Genomic DNA, 19,042 nt, shown 5'->3' with positions numbered 1-19,042 from the left:
GCCCGCACCGCGTGGGCGGTTTCGATGTGAGGGGCAGCAAGCACATGAAGACCGCGGAGATCCGACGTCGGTTCCTGGACCACTTCGTCCAGGCCGGGCACACGCTGGTGCCGTCGGCGTCGCTGGTCTACAACGACCCCACCCTGCTGTTCGTCAACGCGGGCATGGTGCCGTTCAAGTCGTACTTCACCGGCGCGGAGGACGCGCCCTACGACACTGCCACCAGCTGCCAGAAGTGCGTGCGGACCCTCGACATCGAGGAGGTCGGCAAGACGACCCGTCACGGCACGTTCTTCCAGATGAACGGCAACTTCTCCTTCGGTGACTACTTCAAGGAGGGGGCGATCCAGCACGCCTGGAAGCTCGTCACCGGTTCGGTCGACGACGGCGGGCTGGGCTTCGACCCCGACAAGGTCTGGGTCACCGTGCTCGGCCCCGGCCACCACCCCGACTTCCCCGACGGCGACGCCGAGGCTGTCGCGCTGTGGAAGTCCGTGGGCCTGCCCGACGAGCGCATCCAGCGCCGCGACCTCAAGGACAACTACTGGAACATGGGCGTTCCCGGCCCGGGCGGCCCCTGCTCCGAGATCTACATCGACCGCGGCCCCGCGTACGGCCCCGAGGGTGGCCCGGTCGTCGACGAGGACCGCTTTCTGGAGATCTGGAACCTGGTCTTCATGCAGCAGGAGCTCTCGGCCGTCCGAGCGAAGGACGACTTCGACGTGCTCCGCCCGCTGCCGAAGCCGAACATCGACACCGGCATGGGCTTGGAGCGCGTGGCGTACCTGCTCCAGGGCAAGGACAACCTCTACGAGATCGACCAGGTCTTCCCGGTGATCGCGAAGGCGGCCGAGCTGTCGGGCAAGACGTACGGCGCCAACCACGACGACGATGTGCGCATGCGCGTGGTCGCCGACCACGTCCGCTCCGGCCTCATGCTGATGACCGACGGCGTCACCCCGGGCAACGAGGCACGCGGCTACGTGCTGCGCCGCCTGCTGCGCCGCAGCGTCCGCGCGATGCGCCTGCTCGGCGTCCACGACCCCGTGCTGCCCGATCTGCTGCCGATCAGCAAGGGACTCATGGAGGAGTCCTACCCCGACGTCACCTCCCAGTGGGAGCGTGTCTCCACCACGGCCTACGCGGAGGAGGACGCCTTCCGCCGCACCCTGACCGCGGGGACGCAAATCTTCGACGTCGCCGTGAAGCGAGCGAAGGACTCCGGCGCCGGCACGCTTCCGGGCGACCAGGCCTTCCAGCTCCACGACACCTACGGCTTCCCGATCGACCTCACCCTGGAGATGGCGGCCGAGGCCGGCCTGTCGGTCGACCAGGGCGAGTTCAAGCGCCTCATGCAGGAGCAGAAGGACCGCGCCAAGGCGGACGCCCGCGCCAAGAAGGGCGGCGCGCACAACACCGAGGCGTACCGGACGCTGCGCGAGGCGGGCGAGACCCCCTTCCTCGGCTACACCGACCTCACGGTGCCCAGCCGTGTGCGCGGCATCGTCCGCGATGGCGCGCTCGTCCCGGCGGCCCAGCCGGGTGACGAGGTTGAGGTCGTGCTGGCCGAGACCCCGTTCTACGCCGAGGCCGGCGGCCAGGACGCCGACGCGGGCGTCCTCACCGCGCCCGGGCTCTCGCTCGAGGTGCTCGACGTGCAGCGCCCCGTCCAGGGCCTGACCGTGCACAAGGCGTTGGTCACCGAGGGCGAACTCGCGGCGGGCGCGGAGGTGCTGGCGCAGGTGGACCCGGCGGCCCGCCTCGCGGCCTGCCAGGCCCACACCGCCACCCACATCGTGAACGCCGCCCTGCGCCAGATGCTGGGTGACGCGACGCACCAGGCGGGCTCCTACAACAAGCCCGGCTACCTGCGCTTCGACTTCAACGCCACCCAGGGCCTGTCGACCGACGCCAAGGCCGAGCTGGAGGGCATCGTCAATCAGGCGGTGCGCGACAATTTCGCGGTCACCGACCGGGAGATGCCGATCGACGAGGCCAAGGCGCTCGGCGCGCAGGCCATGTTCGGCGAGAAGTACGGCAACATCGTCCGCCTCGTCGAGCTCAACGGCGCCTGGAGCCGCGAGCTCTGTGGCGGCACCCACGTCGCTTCGACCGCCCAGATCGGCCTGGTCAACCTTCTCGGCGAGGGGTCGGTCGGCTCCGGCATCCGCCGCGTCGAGGCGCTCGTCAGCGCGGACGCCTTCAACCGCTTCGCGGCCGAGCGCGCCCTCGTCAGCACCCTGGCCGACACGCTGAAGACCCAGCCCGACCAGCTCGTCGACCGCGTCGGGAAGCTGCTCGCGCAGCTGAAGGCCGCCGAGAAGGAGATCGCCGACCTTCGCACCGCGCAGCTGCTCGGCAACCTCGACGCGCTGGCGGCGACGGCGTCGGACGTCGGCCGGGTCAAGCTGGTCGCCCGCGAGCTGCCGGGCGTCGGCGGCGCCGATCTGCGCACCCTTGCCATGAGCCTGCGCGACAAGCTCTCGAACGAGCCCGCGGTCGTCGCCCTCATCGGTGGGGACGCCAAGCCTGTCGTGATCGTGGCCACCACCCGGGCGGCCCGCGACGCGGGCGCCCGCGCCGGCCAGCTGGTCGGCGTGGCGGCCCCGCTGCTCGGCGGCAGGGGCGGCGGCAAGGACGACCTCGCCCAGGGCGGTGGCTCGGACGCCGCGGGCGCGGCCGACGCGCTGGCCGCGATCCGGCAGGCGCTCGCGACCGCATGACCGACGACCTCGTCGGCGTCCGGCTCGGCATCGACTGGGGCGTGGCGCGCATCGGCGTCGCGGCCTGCGATGCCGCTGGCGTGCTCGCGTTCCCGGTCGAGACGATCAGCCCCGCGCAGGACGCGCGGGTGGTCCGCGACCGCCTCGGCGCGATCATCGACGAGCACGCGCCCGTCGTCGCCTACCTCGGCCTGCCGCGGCACCTGAAGGGCGCCGAGGGGGAGTCGGCGGCGAAGGCGCGCGGGCAGGCGCGCTGGCTGGCCACGGCGTTCGCACCGCTGGAGGTGCGCCTCGTCGACGAGCGGATGACCACCGTGTCCGCGACCCGGCAGCTGCGGGAGGCCGGACGCTCGGCCAAGAGCCAGCGGGGCGTCATCGACCAGGCCGCCGCCGTGGCAATCTTGAACCACGCTCTCGACACGGAGCGCCTGACCGGCGCGCGCGCAGGGGAGCGGATCGAAGGAAAGGGAAACCAATGACCGAGCCTCGCCGGGCGCGTCGCCGTGACACCCTCCGGGACCCCGAGACCGGCGCGTGGGACACCGCAGAGGTGCGCCACCGCTTGAAGGGCTGGATGGCCGTGCTGGTGGCGCTGGCCGTCCTCATCGGCGGCGGCTGGTTCGTCGGCACCCGCGCCTGGGAGTCCTTCATGGAGTTCCGCACCGCCGAGGACTACCTCGGCGCCGATGGCTTGGCCGACGTCGAGGTCGAGGTGCCCCGCGGCGCGACGATGGCCCAGATCGGCCAGGTGCTGCAGGACGCCGACGTCATCAAGTCCTCCGACACCTTCCGCCAGTACGCGCGCACGCGTCCGGACGAGGCCGCCAAGGTGCAGGCCGGCACGTACCGCATGCGCACGCAGATCTCGGCCGAGGCCGCCTTCGACCGTCTCGTCGACCCGAACAACATCGTGCGCAACATGATCCAGCTCCGCGAGGGCCAGCGGCTCAGCGAGCAGGTGGCCTCCCTGGCCGAGCTCACGGGCCTCCCGCAGGCCGACTTCGAGGCCGTTCTGGCCGACCCGGCCCAGCTCGAGTTGCCCGAGTGGGCCGAAGGACGCCCGGAGGGCTTCCTGTTCCCCGACACCTACGAGGTGGGCCAGGACCCGACCGCGCTGGCGGTGATGAAGCCCGCCGTCGACCAGTTCAAGCGCGTCGCTGCCGACCTCGACTTCGAGAACAAGGCCGCCGCCTCCCCGGCCGGCGACGCCTACAAGGCGCTCACCATGGCCAGCCTCGTCGAGCGCGAGGCCGTCACCAACGAGGACCGGGCCAAGGTGGCCCGCGTCTTCTACAACCGGCTCGAGCAGGGCATGCCGCTGCAGTCGGACGCCACGGTCGCCTACGCCAACAACATCACCGGCCGGGTGTTCACCACCGAAGCCGAGCGCGCCTCGGACTCCCCGTACAACACCTACAAGGTCACCGGCTGGATCCCCGGCCCGATCACCTCGCCCGCCCGCGCCGCGATGGACGCGGCCGTGAACCCGGCCGAGGGCAACTGGCTCTACTTCGTCGTCGTCAACCTCGACACCGGCGAGACCGAGTTCAACGACAACCTGGCCGCCCACAACGCCTCGGCGCAGAAGCTCCAGGTGTGGTGCCGCACCCAAGCCCCCGGCCGTTGCCAGTGACCCGTCCGCCCCACGTGCGTGGCACGGGGGCGGCCCGGTTGGCGTGAAAGACTGGCCGGCATGCTGCGTTGGTTGACCGCCGGAGAATCCCATGGCCGCGCCCTGGTGGCGACGATCGAGGGGATCCCCTCGCACGTCCGCGTGACCTCCGACGACTTGGCGGACGCCCTCGCGCGGCGCAGGCTCGGGGTGGGCCGGGGCGCGCGGATGAAGTTCGAGGCCGACGAGGTGACGGTGCTCACCGGCGTCCGGCACGCGGAGACTCTGGGCTCCCCGATCGCGATCGTCGTGGGCAACACCGAGTGGCCCAAGTGGGAGACGGTCATGTCACCCGACGAGGTCGACCCCGAGGTGCTGGCTGCCCAGGCCCGGAACGCCGCGCTCACGCGCCCCCGCCCGGGGCACGCCGACCTGGCCGGCATGCAGAAGTACGAGTGGGACGAGGCCCGCCCCATCCTCGAGCGCGCCTCAGCCCGCGAGACCGCCGCGCGCGTCGCGCTGGGTCGCGTCGCCAGCAACTTCCTCGACCAGGCCTACGGCGTCCGCCTCGTCAGCCACGTCGTCGAGATCGGTTCCGTTGCCTCCACCGGAGACCGCCTGCCGACCTTCGCCGACCGCGACGCCATCGACGCTGACGCGGTGCGTTGCTTCGACGCCGACTCCTCGGCCCGCATGCTCGCCGAGATCGACGCCGCCAAGGCCGACGGCGACACCCTCGGTGGCGTTGTCGAGGTTGTGGTGACGGGCCTGCCGCCCGGGGTGGGCTCCCACATCCAGGGAGACCGCCGCCTCGACGCCCGCCTGGCCGGCGCCCTCATGGGCATCCAGGCCATCAAGGGCGTGGAGGTCGGGGACGGGTTCGAGCTCGCCCGCACCCGCGGTTCCCTCGCCCACGACGAGATGGTGCTGGACGGCGACCACATCGCCCGCACCGGCAACCGCTCCGGCGGCACCGAGGGCGGCATGAGCACGGGCGAGCTGCTACGCGTCCGCGCGGCCATGAAGCCGATCGCCACCGTCCCGCGCGCCCTGCGCACCGTCGACACCACGACCTTGGAGCCCGCCCAGGCCCACCACCAGCGCTCCGACGTGTGCGCCGTCCCGGCCGCCGGCGTGGTCGCCGAGGCCATGGTGGCGCTCGTGCTGGCCGAGCTGATGCTCGACAAGTTCGGCGGCGACTCGCTGGCGGAGACCTCCCGCAACCACCGCGCGTACCTCGACCGCCTCGCCGAGAGGGGGCTGGCGTGACGACGATCGCCCTGATCGGCGCCCCCGGCTCCGGCAAGTCGACGGTCGGTGCCCTGCTGGCCGAGCGGCTGCGCCTGCCCTTCTTCGACGTCGACACCGAGATCGAGCGGATGCACGGCAAGCTCGTCCGCGAGATCTTCGCCGACGACGGGGAGGAGGCCTTCCGCGCCATCGAGAGGGACGCCACCTTGTCGCTCCTCGTCGGCGACGGCGTGGTCAGCCTCGGCGGCGGCGCCCCGCTCACCCCGGCGATCGCCGAGGCGCTGGCCGACGTCCGGACGGTCTGGCTCAAGGTGGACGCCCACGACGCGTTCAAGCGCATCGGCCTGGACGACAGCCGCCCGCTGCTCGCCGGCGGGGGCATCCGGGGCACGCTCATCAAGATGCTGCGCGCCCGCACGCCGGTCTACGCGGCCGTCGGCCGCCATCACGTCGACACCTCCGGCCGCCAGCCGGGCGAGGTCGTCGACGAGATCATCACCCTGCTGCAGGAGCCCGCCGCATGAGCCAGGTCGTCCGCGTGAACACCGCCAGCCCCTACGACGTGGCCGTCGGCCACGGCGTGGTCGCCGGGCTGGGCGAGGCTGTCGGCGGCGCCGCCAAGGTGGCGATCCTGCACCCCAAGGTGCTGCGCGAGCGCGCCGCGGAGCTGGCCGCCGGGCTGGACGCCGAGGTCACCCTCATTCAGCTGCCCAAGGGCGAGAAGGCCAAGACCACCCGCGTCCTGGACGGCTGCTGGCAGGTGCTGGCGGATGAGGGCTTCACCCGTTCGGACGCCGTCGTCGGGCTCGGCGGGGGAGCGACCACCGACCTGGCCGGCTTCGTCGCCGGGACGTGGCTGCGCGGCGTCCGGTACGTGTCGGTGCCCACCACCCTCCTCGCCATGGTGGACGCCGCCGTCGGCGGCAAGACCGGCATCAACCTCAAGGCCGGCAAGAACCTCGTCGGGGCCTTCTGGGAGCCGAAGGCGGTACTGGCCGACCTCGACTTCCTCACCTCGCTCCCTGTGGACGACCTGCGCGGCGGGCTGGCCGAGATGGCCAAGCACGGCTTCATCGCCGACGAGCGCACCCTCGAGCTGTTCGAGACCGCGCCCGACGCGCTCCTGCGCGCGGGCAGCGACGAGCTGACCGAGGCCGTCGTCCGTTCGATGGAGGTGAAGGCGTCCGTCGTGTCCGGCGACCTGCGCGAGCGCACCAGCGTCGGCGACGCCGTGGGCCGCGAGCTGCTCAACTACGGCCACACGCTGGCCCACGCCATCGAGCGGCGCGAGCGCTACACGATGCCGCACGGCCACGCGGTCTCCATCGGCTCGCAGTTCGCCGCGCTGCTGTCGGCCAACCTGGGCCACGCGGACGCCGCGTTCGTCGAGCGCCACCGCTCCGTTTTCGGCGGGGTCGGGCTGCCGCTGACCTACGAAGCCGGCGTCTGGGACGAGCTGCGCGCCACCATGAATCTGGACAAGAAGTCGCGTGGCGGCTCCCTGCGGTTCGTGCTGCTCGACGACGTCGCCCGGCCGTTCATCGCCGAGGCCCCCGACGAGGGCGTCCTGGCCGACACCTACGACCAGCTGACGCGCTGATGTACACGCCCCGCCACTTCGAGTTGGGGGCCGACCGCGCGGCCGACCTGTTGGCGGGCGCCCGGACCGCCCAACTCGTCACGGCGCACCCGTCCGGACCGGTCGCGACCCTGCTGCCGGTCCTCCACCGCCCGGGCGGGGGGCTCGGAACGCTCGTGTTCCACGTCACGCGCACCAACGAACAGTGGCGCGACACCGGGCTCGGGGACGCCCTGGCCATCCTGAGCGGCCCGGACGGCTACGTCGACCCGGACTGGTACGCCTCCCAGGCGATGAAGCATTCGGTGCCCACCTGGAACTACGTCACGGTGCACGCCTACGGGCCGCTGGTGGTCCACGACGACCCCGAGTGGGTGCGCGCCGCCGTCCTCGACCTCGGCGACCGACACGGGTACGTGGCCGGGCTGACCGAGGAGGAGTGGGACCGCCAGCTGCGGCCCATCGTCGGGCTGGAGATGCCGATCGCCCGCATCGAGGCCAAGGCCAAGCTCAACCAGAACCGGGCACCCGAGGACATCGCCGGCGTGATCGCGGGCCTGCAGGGCGTCGGGGAGGACGCGCTGGCGTCCGCCATGGCCGAGATCAGCCTGCCGCACGCCGAGGCGCGCTACCGGTTGATGGCCGAGGTGAAGGCCGGCCGGCGCCTGGGTGAGCCCGATGCGCGTCCCGGTCGCGAGACCGGGTAGAGTGACCCGTCGGAAACGACGCCGGAAGGACTTCCCATGCCCACGATCTCGACCAACGACCTCAAGAACGGGACCGTTCTGGTCATCGACGGCCAGCTGTGGCAGGTCCAGTGGTTCCAGCACCACAAGCCGGGCAAGGGGAACACCGTCGTCCGCAGCAAGCTGAAGAACGTCACCAGCGGCAAGATCGTCGACAAGACCTTCAACTCCGACATCAAGGTCGAGAGCGCCACTGTCGACCGCCGCGAAATGCAGTACCTGTACCACGACGGCGACGCGTTCGTGTTCATGGACACCGACACCTTCGAGCAGCTCAACATCTCCGAGGAGACGGTGGGCGACGCCAAGGACTACATGCTCGAGAACCAGAACGCGATCGTCGCCACGCACGAGGGCAACCCGCTGTACATCGACCTGCCCGCCTCGGTCGAGCTCGAGATCACCTACACCGAGCCCGGCCTGCAGGGCGACCGCAGCTCCGCCGGCACCAAGCCGGCCACCCTGGAGACCGGCAAGGAGATCCAGGTGCCGCTCTTCATCGAGACCGGCACGAAGGTCAAGGTCGACACCCGCGACGGCAGCTACCTCGGCCGGGTCAACGGGTGACCCAGAACCGCGACAACTCCACCCGGACGAAGGCCCGCAAGCGCGCCCTCGACATCCTGTACGAGAGCGAGCTGCGGGACCGCCCGGGCACGGACACGCTGGCCGAGCGCATCGGCCTGGGCGAGCCGCCGGTGCGACCGTTCACCATCGAGCTGGTCAACGGGGTGCTGGAGCACCTCGACGAGCTCGACGCCGCCATCGCCGCCGCCCTGACGGGCACCTGGACGGTCGACCGCCTCGCGCACGTCGACCGCAACCTCGCGCGTATCGCCCTGTACGAGATCGCGCACACGGACACGCCGCCCGCCGTGGCGATCTCCGAGGCGGTCGGTCTGGCCGCCGAGTACTCAACCCCTGAATCCCCGTCGTTCCTGAACGGCGTGCTGTCGGCGGCCGCCCAGCGGCTCGCGGTGGCCACCCCGGGGGACAGCCAGCAAACGTGAGGAAGGACACCTCCATGGAACCCCGTGTCGACGTACCAGCCCTGTTGGTCCTCGAGGATGGCCGATCGTTCCGTGGAGTGTCCTTCGGGGCCCCCGGCGAGACGTTCGGCGAGGCCGTCTTCTCCACCGGCATGACCGGCTACCAGGAGACCCTGACCGACCCGAGCTACCGCCGCCAGGTCGTCGTCGCGACCGCGCCGCACATCGGCAACACCGGCTGGAACGACGAGGACGACGAGTCGCGCCGCATCTGGGTCGCCGGCTATGTGGTCCGGGACGCCGCCCGCGTCCGCTCCAACTGGCGCTCGAACCGCAGCCTGGCTGACGAGCTGGCCGCCCAGGGCGTCGTCGGCATCGCCGAGGTCGACACCCGGGCGCTGACCCGCCACCTCCGCGAGCGTGGCGCCATGCGGGTCGGCATCTCCACCACCGAGCTGGACGCCGACAAGCTGCTCGCCCGCGTGCTGGAGCAGCCACCGATGGCCGGGGCCAACCTCGTCGGCGACGTGACCGTGGACGCCCCCGTGGTCGTCCCCGCCGTCGGTGAGAAGCGCTTCACGGTGGCCGCCATCGACTTGGGCATCAAGGAAATGACGCCCGAGCTGATGGCCCGCCGCGGCATCGAGGTGCACGTGCTGCCGGCCTCCTCGACGCTCGCCGACATCCGCGCCACCGGCGCCGACGGCGTCTTCTTCAGCAACGGGCCGGGCGACCCGGCCGCCGCCGACGAGGCGGTCGGCCTGCTCACCGACGTGCTGGACGCCGGCCTGCCGTACTTCGGCATCTGCTTCGGCAACCAGATCTTCGGCCGCGCGCTCGGTTTCGGCACGTACAAGCTCACCTACGGGCACCGCGGCCTCAACGTGCCGGTGCTCGACCGCGCCACCGGGGCGGTCGAGATCACCGCCCAGAACCACGGGTTCGCCGTCGATGCGCCGCTGGACGCCGACACCCCGACCCGCTGGGGGGACGCCCGCGTGACGCACGTGTGCCTCAACGACGACGTCGTGGAGGGCCTGGAGCTGACCGACGCGTCGGGCCGGGTCCTGGGCTTCAGCGTCCAGTACCACCCCGAGGCGGCCGCCGGCCCACACGACTCGGTGTACCTGTTCGACCGCTTCGTCGCCGTCCTGGCGTCGACAGGCTCGACCACCCGGACGGAGAACTGACATGCCCAAGCGCACCGACATCAGCTCGATCCTGGTGATCGGCTCGGGCCCGATCGTCATCGGCCAGGCCTGCGAGTTCGACTACTCCGGCACGCAGGCGTGCCGCGTGCTGCGGGAGGAGGGGTTCCGGGTCATCCTGGTCAACTCCAACCCGGCCACGATCATGACCGACCCCGAGTTCGCCGACGCCACCTACATCGAGCCGATCACCCCCGAGATGGTCGAGAAGGTGATCGCGGCCGAGCGACCGGACGCCATCCTGCCGACCCTGGGCGGGCAGACCGCCCTGAACACCGCGGTCGCCCTGCACGAGTCGGGCGTCCTGGCGAAGTACGGCGTCGAGATGATCGGCGCCAACTTCGACGCCATCCAGCGCGGCGAGGACCGGGAGAAGTTCAAGGAGATCGTCTCGAACCTCGACGTGCCCGGCGCCCACCCCGAGTCCGCCCGCTCGTTCGTGTGCCACACCCTCGACGAGGTGCTGGAGGCGGCGTCCGAGCTCGGCTACCCGCTCGTGCTGCGTCCGTCCTTCACCATGGGCGGCGTCGGCTCGGGCTTCGCCCACGACGAGGCCGAGTTGCGGGAGATGGCTGCCATCGGCCTGGCCGCCTCGCCGGTCACCGAGGTGCTGGCCGAGGAGTCGATCCTGGGCTGGAAGGAGTACGAGCTGGAGGTGATGCGCGATGCGGCCGACAACGTCGTGATCATCTGCTCTATCGAGAACCTCGACCCGATGGGCGTCCACACCGGCGACTCCATCACGGTCGCGCCGGCCATGACGCTGACCGACCGCGAATACCAGGCGATGCGCGACGTCTCGATCGCGATCATCCGCGAGGTGGGCGTCGACACCGGCGGCTGCAACATCCAGTTCGCGGTCAACCCCGCCGACGGCCGCATGGTCGTCATCGAGATGAACCCGCGGGTGTCGCGGTCCTCGGCGCTGGCGTCCAAGGCCACCGGCTTCCCGATCGCGAAGATCGCGGCCAAGGTCGCGGTCGGCTACACCCTCGACGAGATCCCCAACGACATCACCGAGCAGACGCCGGCCTCGTTCGAGCCGACGCTCGATTACGTCGTGGTGAAGGTGCCCCGCTTCGCGTTCGAGAAGTTCCCCACCGCCGACGACACGCTCACCACCCACATGAAGTCGGTCGGCGAGGCGATGGCGATCGGCCGCAACTTCACCGAGGCGCTCAACAAGGCTCTCCGCTCGCTGGAGGACGCCAAGGCTCCGTTCGACTTCACCTCGCCCGTCGACGAGCCGCTCGAGGACATCCTGTCCCGGGTCGGCCGCCCGCACGACGGACGCCTTCAGCTCGTCATGCGCGCCTTCCGGGCCGGCGCGACCGTGGACCAGCTACACGACGCCACGGGCATCGACCCGTGGTTCCTCGACCAGATCGCGTCGGTCTGGGAGGTCGCCCAGCTCGTCCGCGACCACGACAACCTGGCGCCCGCGGTGCTCCGCAAGGCCAAGCGGACGGGCCTGTCCGACCACCAGATCGCCCTGCTGCGCAACACCAGCGACGAGGTGATCCGCGGTGTCCGCTGGGCGCTCGGGGTCAACCCGGTGTTCAAGACCGTCGACACCTGCGCGGCCGAGTTCGCCGCCCGGACTCCGTACCACTACAGCTCCTACGACGAGGAGGACGAGGTCGCCGCGCGCACGAAGCCGGCCGTCCTGATCCTCGGATCGGGGCCGAACCGCATCGGGCAGGGCATCGAGTTCGACTACTCGTGCGTACACGCCGCCATGGCGCTGCGCGAGGCCGGCTACGAGACGGTGATGGTCAACTGCAACCCCGAGACCGTCTCCACCGACTACGACACCTCCGACCGGCTCTACTTCGAGCCGCTCACGCTGGAGGACGTGCTGGAGGTCTACCACGCCGAGGCGGACAAGGGCCCGGTGGCGGGCGTCATCGTCCAGCTCGGCGGGCAGACCCCGCTCAAGCTCGCCCAGGCGCTGAAGGACAACGGCGTGCCCATCGTCGGCACCACCCCCGAGGCCATCAACCTCGCCGAGGAGCGCGGCGCGTTCGGCGACGTGCTCGTGGCCGCCGGCCTGCCCGCGCCCCGCTACGGAATGGCGCAGAGCGCCACGCAGGCCGTCGAGATCGCGCATCGCATCGGCTACCCGGTGCTCGTCCGGCCCAGCTACGTGCTCGGCGGGCGCGGCATGGAGATCGTCTACGACGACGCCGCCCTGACCGGCTACATCGAGCGGGCCACGTTCATCACCCCGCAGCAGCCCGTGCTGGTGGACCGCTTCCTCGACGACGCCATCGAGATCGACGTGGACGCCCTCTACGACGGCACCGACCTGTACCTCGGCGGCGTCATGGAGCACATCGAGGAGGCCGGCATCCACTCCGGCGACTCGGCCTGCACCCTGCCACCGATCACGCTGGGTGACGACGCCATCGAGCGCATCCGCACGGCCACCGAGGCGATCGCCAAAGGCGTGGGCGTCCGTGGCCTGGTCAACATCCAGTTCGCGCTGCAGGGCGACACCCTCTACGTGCTGGAGGCCAACCCGCGCGCCTCGCGCACGGTGCCGTTCGTCTCCAAGGCGACCGGGACGCCGCTGGCCAAGGCCTGCGCGCGGCTCATGCTGGGGGAGAGCATCGCCGACCTGCGGGCCGCCGGCGTCCTGCGCGCGACCGGGGACGGCGCCAGCCTGCTCGACTCCGGGCCGATCGCGGTCAAGGAGGCCGTGATGCCGTTCAACCGTTTCCGCACCGCCGAGGGCTTCTCGGTGGACTCACTGCTCGGCCCCGAGATGAAGTCGACCGGCGAGGTGATGGGGCTGGACGCCCGGTTCGGCACCGCCTTCGCCAAGAGCCAGACCGCGAGCTTCGGGGGTCTGCCCACGTCGGGCACCGCTTTCGTGTCGATCGCCAACCGCGACAAGCGGCACGCGATCTTCCCGGTGAAACGGCTGGCCGACCTCGGCTTCCGCATCGTCGCCACGGCCGGCACCGCGCAGGTGCTGCGCCGCAACGGCATCTACGCCGACGTCCTGCGCAAGGCACACCAGGGCCGCGGCGCGGACGGCGAGCCCACGGTGGTGGACGCCATCCTCGCCGGCGAGGTCGACCTGATCTTCAACACCCCCCAGGGCGCCAGCTCGGACGGACAGCCCCGCCGCGACGGCTGGTCGATCCGTTCGGCCGCCATCCTCCGGGACATTCCCATCATCACGACCGTGCAGGGCCTCTCGGCGGCCGTGCAGGGCATCGAGGCCGCCCAGGCCGGGGAGGTCGGCGTCCGCCCCCTGCAGGCCTGGAACGCCGATGTCGCAGCCGAACTCGCACGGAGCCGGGCATGAGGCGCGCGCTGGTGTCGGCGGGGTACGAGCGGGCACTGCGCCCGATCCTGTTCAAGGCCCGCGGCGGCGACCCCGAGCGCATCCACGAGGACATGATCGGTGCCCTGGCGACCCTGGCACGCGTGCCGGGCGCCCGGTCGCTGGTGGGAGCCCTCACCCGGACGCCCTCCAGCCCGGTCGAGGTGGCCGGCATCCGGTTCCCGGGCCGGGTCGGCCTGGCGGCCGGCATGGACAAGGACGGCCTCGCCGCGCTCGCGTGGCAGCGCCTCGGCTTCGCCTTCGCCGAGTTGGGCACCGTCACGGCGATCCCGCAGCCGGGCAACCCGCGCCCGCGCGTGTTCCGGGCCACGGCATCCGGCGGCCTGGTGAACCGCATGGGCTTCAACAACCACGGCGCCCGCGCGCTCGCGGACCGGCTCGCGTCAAAGGGGGTCTACCGCGGCAACGGGGCGGCGGGCATCCCGCTGGGCATCAGCCTGGGCAAGAGCAAGGTCGTCGAGGTCACCGACGCCGTGGCCGACTACCTGACCTCCTTCGACGCCGTGCAACCGCACGCGGACTACATCGCGGTGAACGTCTCCAGCCCCAACACTCCCGGTCTGCGCACGCTGCAGGACGGGGGAGCGCTCGCCGAACTGCTCGGCGCCCTCACCGAGCGAGCCCGCGCCCTCGACGCCGCCCGGCCCGTGCCGGTCCTGGTCAAGATCGCCCCGGACCTCACCTGGCCGCAGGTCGACGAGGTGCTCGCAGCCGCGACGGACGCGGGCGTGTCGGGCCTGATCGCCACCAACACGACGCTGTCGCGCGACGGCCTCGCCCCCGCGGACGCCCACCTGGCGCAGGAGGCAGGCGGGCTGTCGGGGCGTCCGCTGACCGCCCGCGCCCGCGCGGTCGTGGGGTACGTCGCGGGGCACTGCGACCTGCCCGTCATCGGTTCCGGCGGGGTCATGACCGGGGCGGACGCCCGCGCCCTGCTGGACGCCGGCGCGAGCCTCGTGCAGATCTACACTGGCTTCGTTTACGCGGGGCCCGCCCTGATCGGGGCCATCAACGAGGAGGTTGGATGAGCACCTACCGCCAGCGTCTCAAGGAGGTCGTCGCCGCCCGCGGCAACCTGTGCGTGGGCATCGATCCCCACGCCAACCTCCTGTCGTCCTGGGGCATGCCGCTCACGGCGTCCGGCCTGGAGACCTACTGCCGCACGATCGTGGACGCGCTGGGGGAGACCGTGGCGGTGTTCAAGCCGCAGGCGGCCTTCTTCGAGGTCTACGGCTCGGCCGGTATGGCCGTGCTCGAGCGCGTCCTGGCCGACATCCGCGCGGCCGGTGCCCTGTCGATCGTGGACGCCAAGCGCGGGGACATCGGCTCGACCATGGAGGCCTACGCCGAGGCCTACCTCGGCAAGGACTCACCGCTGGCCGGCGACGCCGTGACCCTGTCGCCCTACCTGGGCTTCGGCTCGCTCATGCCGGCCTTCGAACGCGCCGTCGCCTTCGACAAGGGCGTGTACGTGCTCGCTCGCACGTCCAACCCCGAGGGGGGCCAGGTGCAACTCGCCCTGGGCCGCGGCGGATCGGTCGCCCAGGAGGTCGTCGACGCGGCCAAGGAACTGAACACCCGGGCCCGCACGCGGGCGATCGGCCTGGTGGTGGGCGGAACGCACGGAAGCCTTGGCATCGACGTCTCCGACTTCAACGGGTCCATCCTGGTGCCGGGGATCGGCGCGCAGGGCGGGCGGATGGAGGATCTCCCGGGCTTGTTCGGGGCAGCGTTCGACAACGTGCTCCCCATGGTCGGGCGGGGTATCCTGCAGGCAGGTCCTGATGCAGAGGCTCTCCGACGAAGGGTTTCGACTTTTCTTGCGGAGTGATTGCTAAGATTTGACCGAATCCGCAGTTCGGGCGCGGAGCCAGTCCAGAACACCGTCCCTTGACCACGTTGGGAGCACGAGCAGTGTCCATTCCTCAGCTGACCACGGAGCAGTTGCAGGCCGCCCGTGCGGCCGCCACCGAGGCCCGTCGCGCCCGTGCCGAGCTCAAGGCCAAGGTGCGCACCGGTGCGCTCACGCTGGGTGCGGCGCTGGACGAGGCGTCGGGCGACGACGTGCTCGCGCATGTCAAGGTCGTCGACCTGTTGAAGTCCCTCCCGCGTGTGGGCGAGAAGCGCGCGACCGCGGTGATGGAGAAGCTCGACATCGCGGCGAACCGGCGCGTCCGCGGCCTGGGCCGCCACCAAATGACCGGCCTCAAGGCCGAGTTCAAGTGACGCCCGGCATCACGGTCATCTCCGGGCCGGCAGGCGTCGGCAAGGGGACCGTGGTGCAGCGGCTCAAGCGGGCCCACCCCGAGGTGTGGGTCTCGGTCTCGGCGACGACCCGTCCACCGCGCCCCGGCGAGGTGGACGGCGTCCACTACCTGTTCACGTCCGAGGCCGAGTTCGACGATATGGTCGCCAACGACGGGCTGCTCGAGTGGGCCGTGGTGCACGGACGCCACCGTTACGGCACGCCCGCCGAACCCGTGCGGGCGATGGCCGCGCAGGGGCGTCCGGTGATCCTCGAGATCGACCTGCAGGGTGCTCGCCAGGTGCGCGAGACCCTGCCGGAGGCGCGCTTCGTGTTCCTCTCCCCGCCGGACTGGTCCACCCTGGTCGGCCGCCTCGAGGGCCGGGGCACCGAGTCGCCCGACCAGGTGGCGCGCCGCCTGGAGACCGCCCGGGTCGAACTCGCCGCCTCGGAGGAGTTCGACGAGGTCATCGTCAATGACGAGTTGGGTGACACGGTCGCCAAGCTGGTAAGCTTCTTGAGTTTGTAGACCCATCACATGAGTGGAGAAGGTTGACGTTGAGCACCAACATCCCTGAGGGCATCACCAACCCGCCGATCGACGAGCTCCTGAGCAAGGTTGACTCCAAGTACCGGCTGGTCCTCTTCGCCGCCAAGCGCGCGCGCCAGATCAATGCCTACTACAGCCAGCTCGGCGAGGGCCTGCTCGAGAACGTCGGCCCGCTGGTCGACACCTCCGTGCAGGAGAAGCCCCTGACCATCGCCCTGCGCGAGATCAACGCCGACGTGCTGGAGGTGACCCAGATCGACCCTGAGGCCGAGGCGGCCGCTCGCGCCGAGGCCGAGGCCGACCCCGACTTCGGGCTGGGCCCGTTCGATCCCGACGACCTGGCCTGAGCCAAGTCCACCCGGGGGTCAGCCGTGAGCCGCATCGTCCTGGGAGTCGCCGGAGGAATCGCCGCCTACAAGGCGTGTGAAGTCCTCCGGCGCCTTCGCGAATCCGGCCACGAGGTCACCGTGGTCCCCACTCCGAACGCCCTCACCTTCGTGGGGGAGACGACATGGGCCGCCCTCTCGGGCAAGCCCGTCCACACGGGGGTCTTCCAGGCCGTCACCGAGGTGCCCCACGTGCGCATCGGCCAGACCGCCGACCTCGTCGTCGTGGCTCCCGCGACCGCCGACCTGCTCGCGCGGGCGGCGTCGGGGCGCGCGGACGACCTGCTCACCAACGTCCTCCTGACCGCCCATTGCCCGGTCCTGATGGTGCCCGCCATGCACACCGAGATGTGGGAGCACGCCGCCACGCAGGCCAACGTGGCGACGCTGCGCGAGCGTGGCGTCCTCGTCATGGACCCGGCCTCGGGGCGCCTCACGGGCACCGACACCGGCCCGGGCCGCCTGCCCGAGGCCTTCGACATCGCCCAGGTGGCGGCCTCGCTCCTGGACGCGCCGTCCACCGTGGACGCCGTCCGCGCCCGCGACCTGGCCGGCCGGCACGTCGTCGTCTCCGCCGGCGGCACCCACGAAGCCCTCGACCCCGTCCGCTTCCTCGGCAACGCCTCCTCCGGCCGCCAGGGCCTCGCCCTGGCCCAGGCCGCCGCCCTGCGCGGCGCCCGCGTGACCCTGGTCGCGGCGAACGTAGCGTTGCCGATCCCCAGTGGTCTGGAGGTCGTGCGCGTGACGTCCACCGCCGACCTCGCCGAGGCGATGTTCGCGCTGCAGGCGGACGCGGACGCCCTCGTCATGGCCGCCGCTCCCGCCGACTTCACCCCGGTGGACCCGGCAGTCGGCAAGATCAAGAAGGACGGCGACGGCGGACTCACCGTCGCCTTCAAGCAGACCACCGACGTGCTCGCCACGCTCAGCCACGACCGCCCGCGCGACCAGGTCATCGTGGGCTTCGCGGCCGAGACCGCGGCCGACGACGCCGAACTCCTCCAACTGGGCCGGGCCAAGCTCGCGCGCAAGGGGTGCGACCTGCTCGTGCTCAACAACGTCAGCGGAGGCGCCGTGTTCGGTTCGGACGCCAACGCCATCACCATCATCGACGCCACCGGGCCGGTGGCGTCCGCGAGCGGCGACAAGACCGTCATCGCGCACCACATCTGGGACGCCGTCGTGGCGTCGAAGGGGGATCTGTGAGCCGTCTGTTCACGTCGGAGTCCGTCACCGAGGGGCACCCGGACAAGCTGGCGGACTCCGTCAGCGACGCCGTCCTGGACGCCCTGCTGGCCCAGGACATCAACAGCCGCGTGGCCGTGGAGACGCTCGTGACCACCGGCACCGTCGTGGTGGCCGGCGAGGTCTCCACCGCGGCCTACGCCGACATCTCCTCGATCGCGCGCGAGCGCATCCTGGCCACCGGGTACGACCGGGCCGCGGCTTCCTTCGACGGCAAGAGTTGCGGCGTGTTGGTGTCGCTGGGCAACCAGAGCCCCGACATCGCCCAGGGCGTCGACAACGCCGAGGAGGTGCGCGACGGCGTCGCGATCGATGCGTTCGACCGCCAGGGCGCTGGCGACCAGGGCCTGATGTTCGGTTACGCGTGCACCGACACGCCAACCCTGATGCCGCTGCCCATCGACATCGCCCACCGGCTCTCGGAGCGCCTCGCCGAGGTGCGCAAGAACGGCGAGCTGGAGTGGGTGCTGCCCGACGGCAAGACCCAGGTGACGATCGAGTACGACGGCGACAAGGCCGTCCGCGTCGACACCGTCGTGGTCTCCACCCAGCACACCGAGGCGGCCTGGCGCGACGGCATCGTGAAGCACGCCATCGTGCGCCACGTCATCGACCCGGTCCTGGCCCGGTACGACATCAGCTCCGAGGGCCGCAAGACCTACACCAACCCGACGGGCAAGTTCGTCATCGGCGGCCCGATGGGTGATGCCGGCGTGACCGGCCGCAAGATCATCGTGGACACCTACGGCGGCATGGCGCGCCACGGCGGCGGCGCCTTCTCCGGCAAGGACCCCTCGAAGGTCGACCGATCGGCCGCCTACGCGATGCGCTGGGTGGCCAAGAACGTGGTCGCCGCCGGGCTCGCCGACCGTTGCGAGGTGCAGATCGCCTATGCGATCGGCCGAGCGCACCCGGTCGGCTTCTACACCGAGTGCTTCGGCACGGAGAAGGTGCCCGTGCAGCAGATCAACGACGCCGTGCTGGCGACCTTCGACCTGCGACCGGCCGCCATCATCCGCGACCTCGACCTGCTGCGCCCGATCTACTCGCGCATCACGAACTACGGCCACTTCGGCCGCGAGCTGCCCGAGATGACCTGGGAGCGCACCGACCGCGCCGAGGCGCTGGCAAGGGCCGTCCGGGGCTGATGTCG

18 protein-coding genes are annotated in these 19,042 nt (G+C 71.3%); all 18 read left to right on the top strand.

The window, feature by feature from the left end:
* Nucleotides 1-44: 44 nt before the first annotated feature.
* The 18 genes from alaS (at nt 45) to metK (ending at nt 19,037) form a co-directional block, all read left to right on the top strand.
* A complete protein-coding gene (alaS, locus tag ET989_RS06860; protein ID WP_131167799.1) occupies nt 45-2,723 on the top strand; it encodes an alanine--tRNA ligase in 2,679 nt (892 codons plus the stop codon).
* A complete protein-coding gene (ruvX, locus tag ET989_RS06855) occupies nt 2,720-3,202 on the top strand; it encodes a Holliday junction resolvase RuvX (RefSeq protein ID WP_131167798.1) in 483 nt (160 codons plus the stop codon). Before alaS ends, ruvX begins: the two co-directional genes overlap by 4 nt.
* Nucleotides 3,199-4,356 carry an endolytic transglycosylase MltG gene (mltG, locus tag ET989_RS06850; protein ID WP_131167797.1) on the top strand — a complete coding sequence of 386 codons (1,158 nt, stop codon included), beginning with the start codon at nt 3,199-3,201 and terminating at the stop codon, nt 4,354-4,356. The genes ruvX and mltG overlap by 4 nt, the downstream gene beginning before the upstream one ends.
* A gap of 60 nt (nt 4,357-4,416) precedes the next feature.
* Nucleotides 4,417-5,604 (top strand): chorismate synthase, encoded by a 1,188-nt coding sequence (gene aroC, locus ET989_RS06845; RefSeq protein WP_131167796.1) that lies wholly within the window; start codon nt 4,417-4,419, stop codon nt 5,602-5,604.
* A complete protein-coding gene (locus ET989_RS06840; RefSeq protein WP_131167795.1) occupies nt 5,601-6,110 on the top strand; it encodes a shikimate kinase in 510 nt (169 codons plus the stop codon). The genes aroC and ET989_RS06840 overlap by 4 nt, the downstream gene beginning before the upstream one ends.
* Nucleotides 6,107-7,186 carry a 3-dehydroquinate synthase gene (gene aroB, locus ET989_RS06835; protein WP_131167794.1) on the top strand — a complete coding sequence of 360 codons (1,080 nt, stop codon included), beginning with the start codon at nt 6,107-6,109 and terminating at the stop codon, nt 7,184-7,186. Before ET989_RS06840 ends, aroB begins: the two co-directional genes overlap by 4 nt.
* The gene (locus ET989_RS06830; protein WP_131167793.1) at nt 7,186-7,872 is read left to right on the top strand and encodes an FMN-binding negative transcriptional regulator; all 687 of its coding nucleotides are present in this window, start codon (nt 7,186-7,188) and stop codon (nt 7,870-7,872) included. The genes aroB and ET989_RS06830 overlap by 1 nt, the downstream gene beginning before the upstream one ends.
* 36 nt (nt 7,873-7,908) lie before the next feature.
* Nucleotides 7,909-8,478, top strand: a complete 570-nt coding sequence (gene efp, locus ET989_RS06825; protein WP_131167792.1) for an elongation factor P — start codon at nt 7,909-7,911, stop codon at nt 8,476-8,478.
* Complete coding sequence (gene nusB / locus ET989_RS06820; RefSeq protein WP_131167791.1) at nt 8,475-8,921, top strand: transcription antitermination factor NusB; 447 nt, start codon at nt 8,475-8,477, stop codon at nt 8,919-8,921. Before efp ends, nusB begins: the two co-directional genes overlap by 4 nt.
* Nucleotides 8,922-8,935: 14 nt before the next feature.
* Nucleotides 8,936-10,090: a glutamine-hydrolyzing carbamoyl-phosphate synthase small subunit gene (carA, locus tag ET989_RS06815; RefSeq protein ID WP_131167790.1), complete on the top strand. Its 1,155-nt coding sequence runs from the start codon at nt 8,936-8,938 to the stop codon at nt 10,088-10,090.
* A 1-nt stretch (nt 10,091) separates the two neighbouring features.
* Nucleotides 10,092-13,424: a carbamoyl-phosphate synthase large subunit gene (carB, locus tag ET989_RS06810; RefSeq protein WP_131167789.1), complete on the top strand. Its 3,333-nt coding sequence runs from the start codon at nt 10,092-10,094 to the stop codon at nt 13,422-13,424.
* On the top strand, nt 13,421-14,491 hold the full coding sequence (locus ET989_RS06805) for a quinone-dependent dihydroorotate dehydrogenase (protein WP_131167788.1): 1,071 nt from the start codon (nt 13,421-13,423) through the stop codon (nt 14,489-14,491). The genes carB and ET989_RS06805 overlap by 4 nt, the downstream gene beginning before the upstream one ends.
* Nucleotides 14,488-15,294, top strand: a complete 807-nt coding sequence (pyrF, locus tag ET989_RS06800; protein ID WP_131167787.1) for an orotidine-5'-phosphate decarboxylase — start codon at nt 14,488-14,490, stop codon at nt 15,292-15,294. Before ET989_RS06805 ends, pyrF begins: the two co-directional genes overlap by 4 nt.
* Before the next feature lie 83 nt (nt 15,295-15,377).
* Nucleotides 15,378-15,689, top strand: a complete 312-nt coding sequence (gene mihF, locus ET989_RS06795) for an integration host factor, actinobacterial type (RefSeq protein ID WP_131167786.1) — start codon at nt 15,378-15,380, stop codon at nt 15,687-15,689.
* Nucleotides 15,686-16,237 (top strand): guanylate kinase, encoded by a 552-nt coding sequence (gene gmk, locus ET989_RS06790; protein ID WP_131167785.1) that lies wholly within the window; start codon nt 15,686-15,688, stop codon nt 16,235-16,237. The genes mihF and gmk overlap by 4 nt, the downstream gene beginning before the upstream one ends.
* 29 nt (nt 16,238-16,266) lie before the next feature.
* A complete protein-coding gene (gene rpoZ, locus ET989_RS06785) occupies nt 16,267-16,605 on the top strand; it encodes a DNA-directed RNA polymerase subunit omega (protein ID WP_131167784.1) in 339 nt (112 codons plus the stop codon).
* Between the two features lie 24 nt (nt 16,606-16,629).
* The gene (gene coaBC / locus ET989_RS06780) at nt 16,630-17,850 is read left to right on the top strand and encodes a bifunctional phosphopantothenoylcysteine decarboxylase/phosphopantothenate--cysteine ligase CoaBC (RefSeq protein ID WP_131167783.1); all 1,221 of its coding nucleotides are present in this window, start codon (nt 16,630-16,632) and stop codon (nt 17,848-17,850) included.
* The gene (metK, locus tag ET989_RS06775; protein ID WP_131167782.1) at nt 17,847-19,037 is read left to right on the top strand and encodes a methionine adenosyltransferase; all 1,191 of its coding nucleotides are present in this window, start codon (nt 17,847-17,849) and stop codon (nt 19,035-19,037) included. Before coaBC ends, metK begins: the two co-directional genes overlap by 4 nt.
* Nucleotides 19,038-19,042: the final 5 nt, after the last annotated feature.

The sequence above is a fragment of the Propioniciclava sinopodophylli genome (assembly GCF_004324755.1).
Classification (GTDB): domain Bacteria; phylum Actinomycetota; class Actinomycetes; order Propionibacteriales; family Propionibacteriaceae; genus Propioniciclava; species Propioniciclava sinopodophylli.
This window is presented reverse-complemented; position numbering and strand designations above follow the sequence as displayed.

Coding starts and splice junctions, on each gene's coding strand:
- pyrF (WP_131167787.1), top strand. CDS start 14,488: ATGAGCACCTACCGCCAGCGTCTCAAGGAGGTCGTCGCCGCCCGCGGC.
- efp (WP_131167792.1), top strand. CDS start 7,909: ATGCCCACGATCTCGACCAACGACCTCAAGAACGGGACCGTTCTGGTC.
- aroC (WP_131167796.1), top strand. CDS start 4,417: ATGCTGCGTTGGTTGACCGCCGGAGAATCCCATGGCCGCGCCCTGGTG.
- mltG (WP_131167797.1), top strand. CDS start 3,199: ATGACCGAGCCTCGCCGGGCGCGTCGCCGTGACACCCTCCGGGACCCC.
- ET989_RS06830 (WP_131167793.1), top strand. CDS start 7,186: ATGTACACGCCCCGCCACTTCGAGTTGGGGGCCGACCGCGCGGCCGAC.
- carA (WP_131167790.1), top strand. CDS start 8,936: ATGGAACCCCGTGTCGACGTACCAGCCCTGTTGGTCCTCGAGGATGGC.
- alaS (WP_131167799.1), top strand. CDS start 45: ATGAAGACCGCGGAGATCCGACGTCGGTTCCTGGACCACTTCGTCCAG.
- ET989_RS06805 (WP_131167788.1), top strand. CDS start 13,421: ATGAGGCGCGCGCTGGTGTCGGCGGGGTACGAGCGGGCACTGCGCCCG.
- aroB (WP_131167794.1), top strand. CDS start 6,107: ATGAGCCAGGTCGTCCGCGTGAACACCGCCAGCCCCTACGACGTGGCC.
- ruvX (WP_131167798.1), top strand. CDS start 2,720: ATGACCGACGACCTCGTCGGCGTCCGGCTCGGCATCGACTGGGGCGTG.
- carB (WP_131167789.1), top strand. CDS start 10,092: ATGCCCAAGCGCACCGACATCAGCTCGATCCTGGTGATCGGCTCGGGC.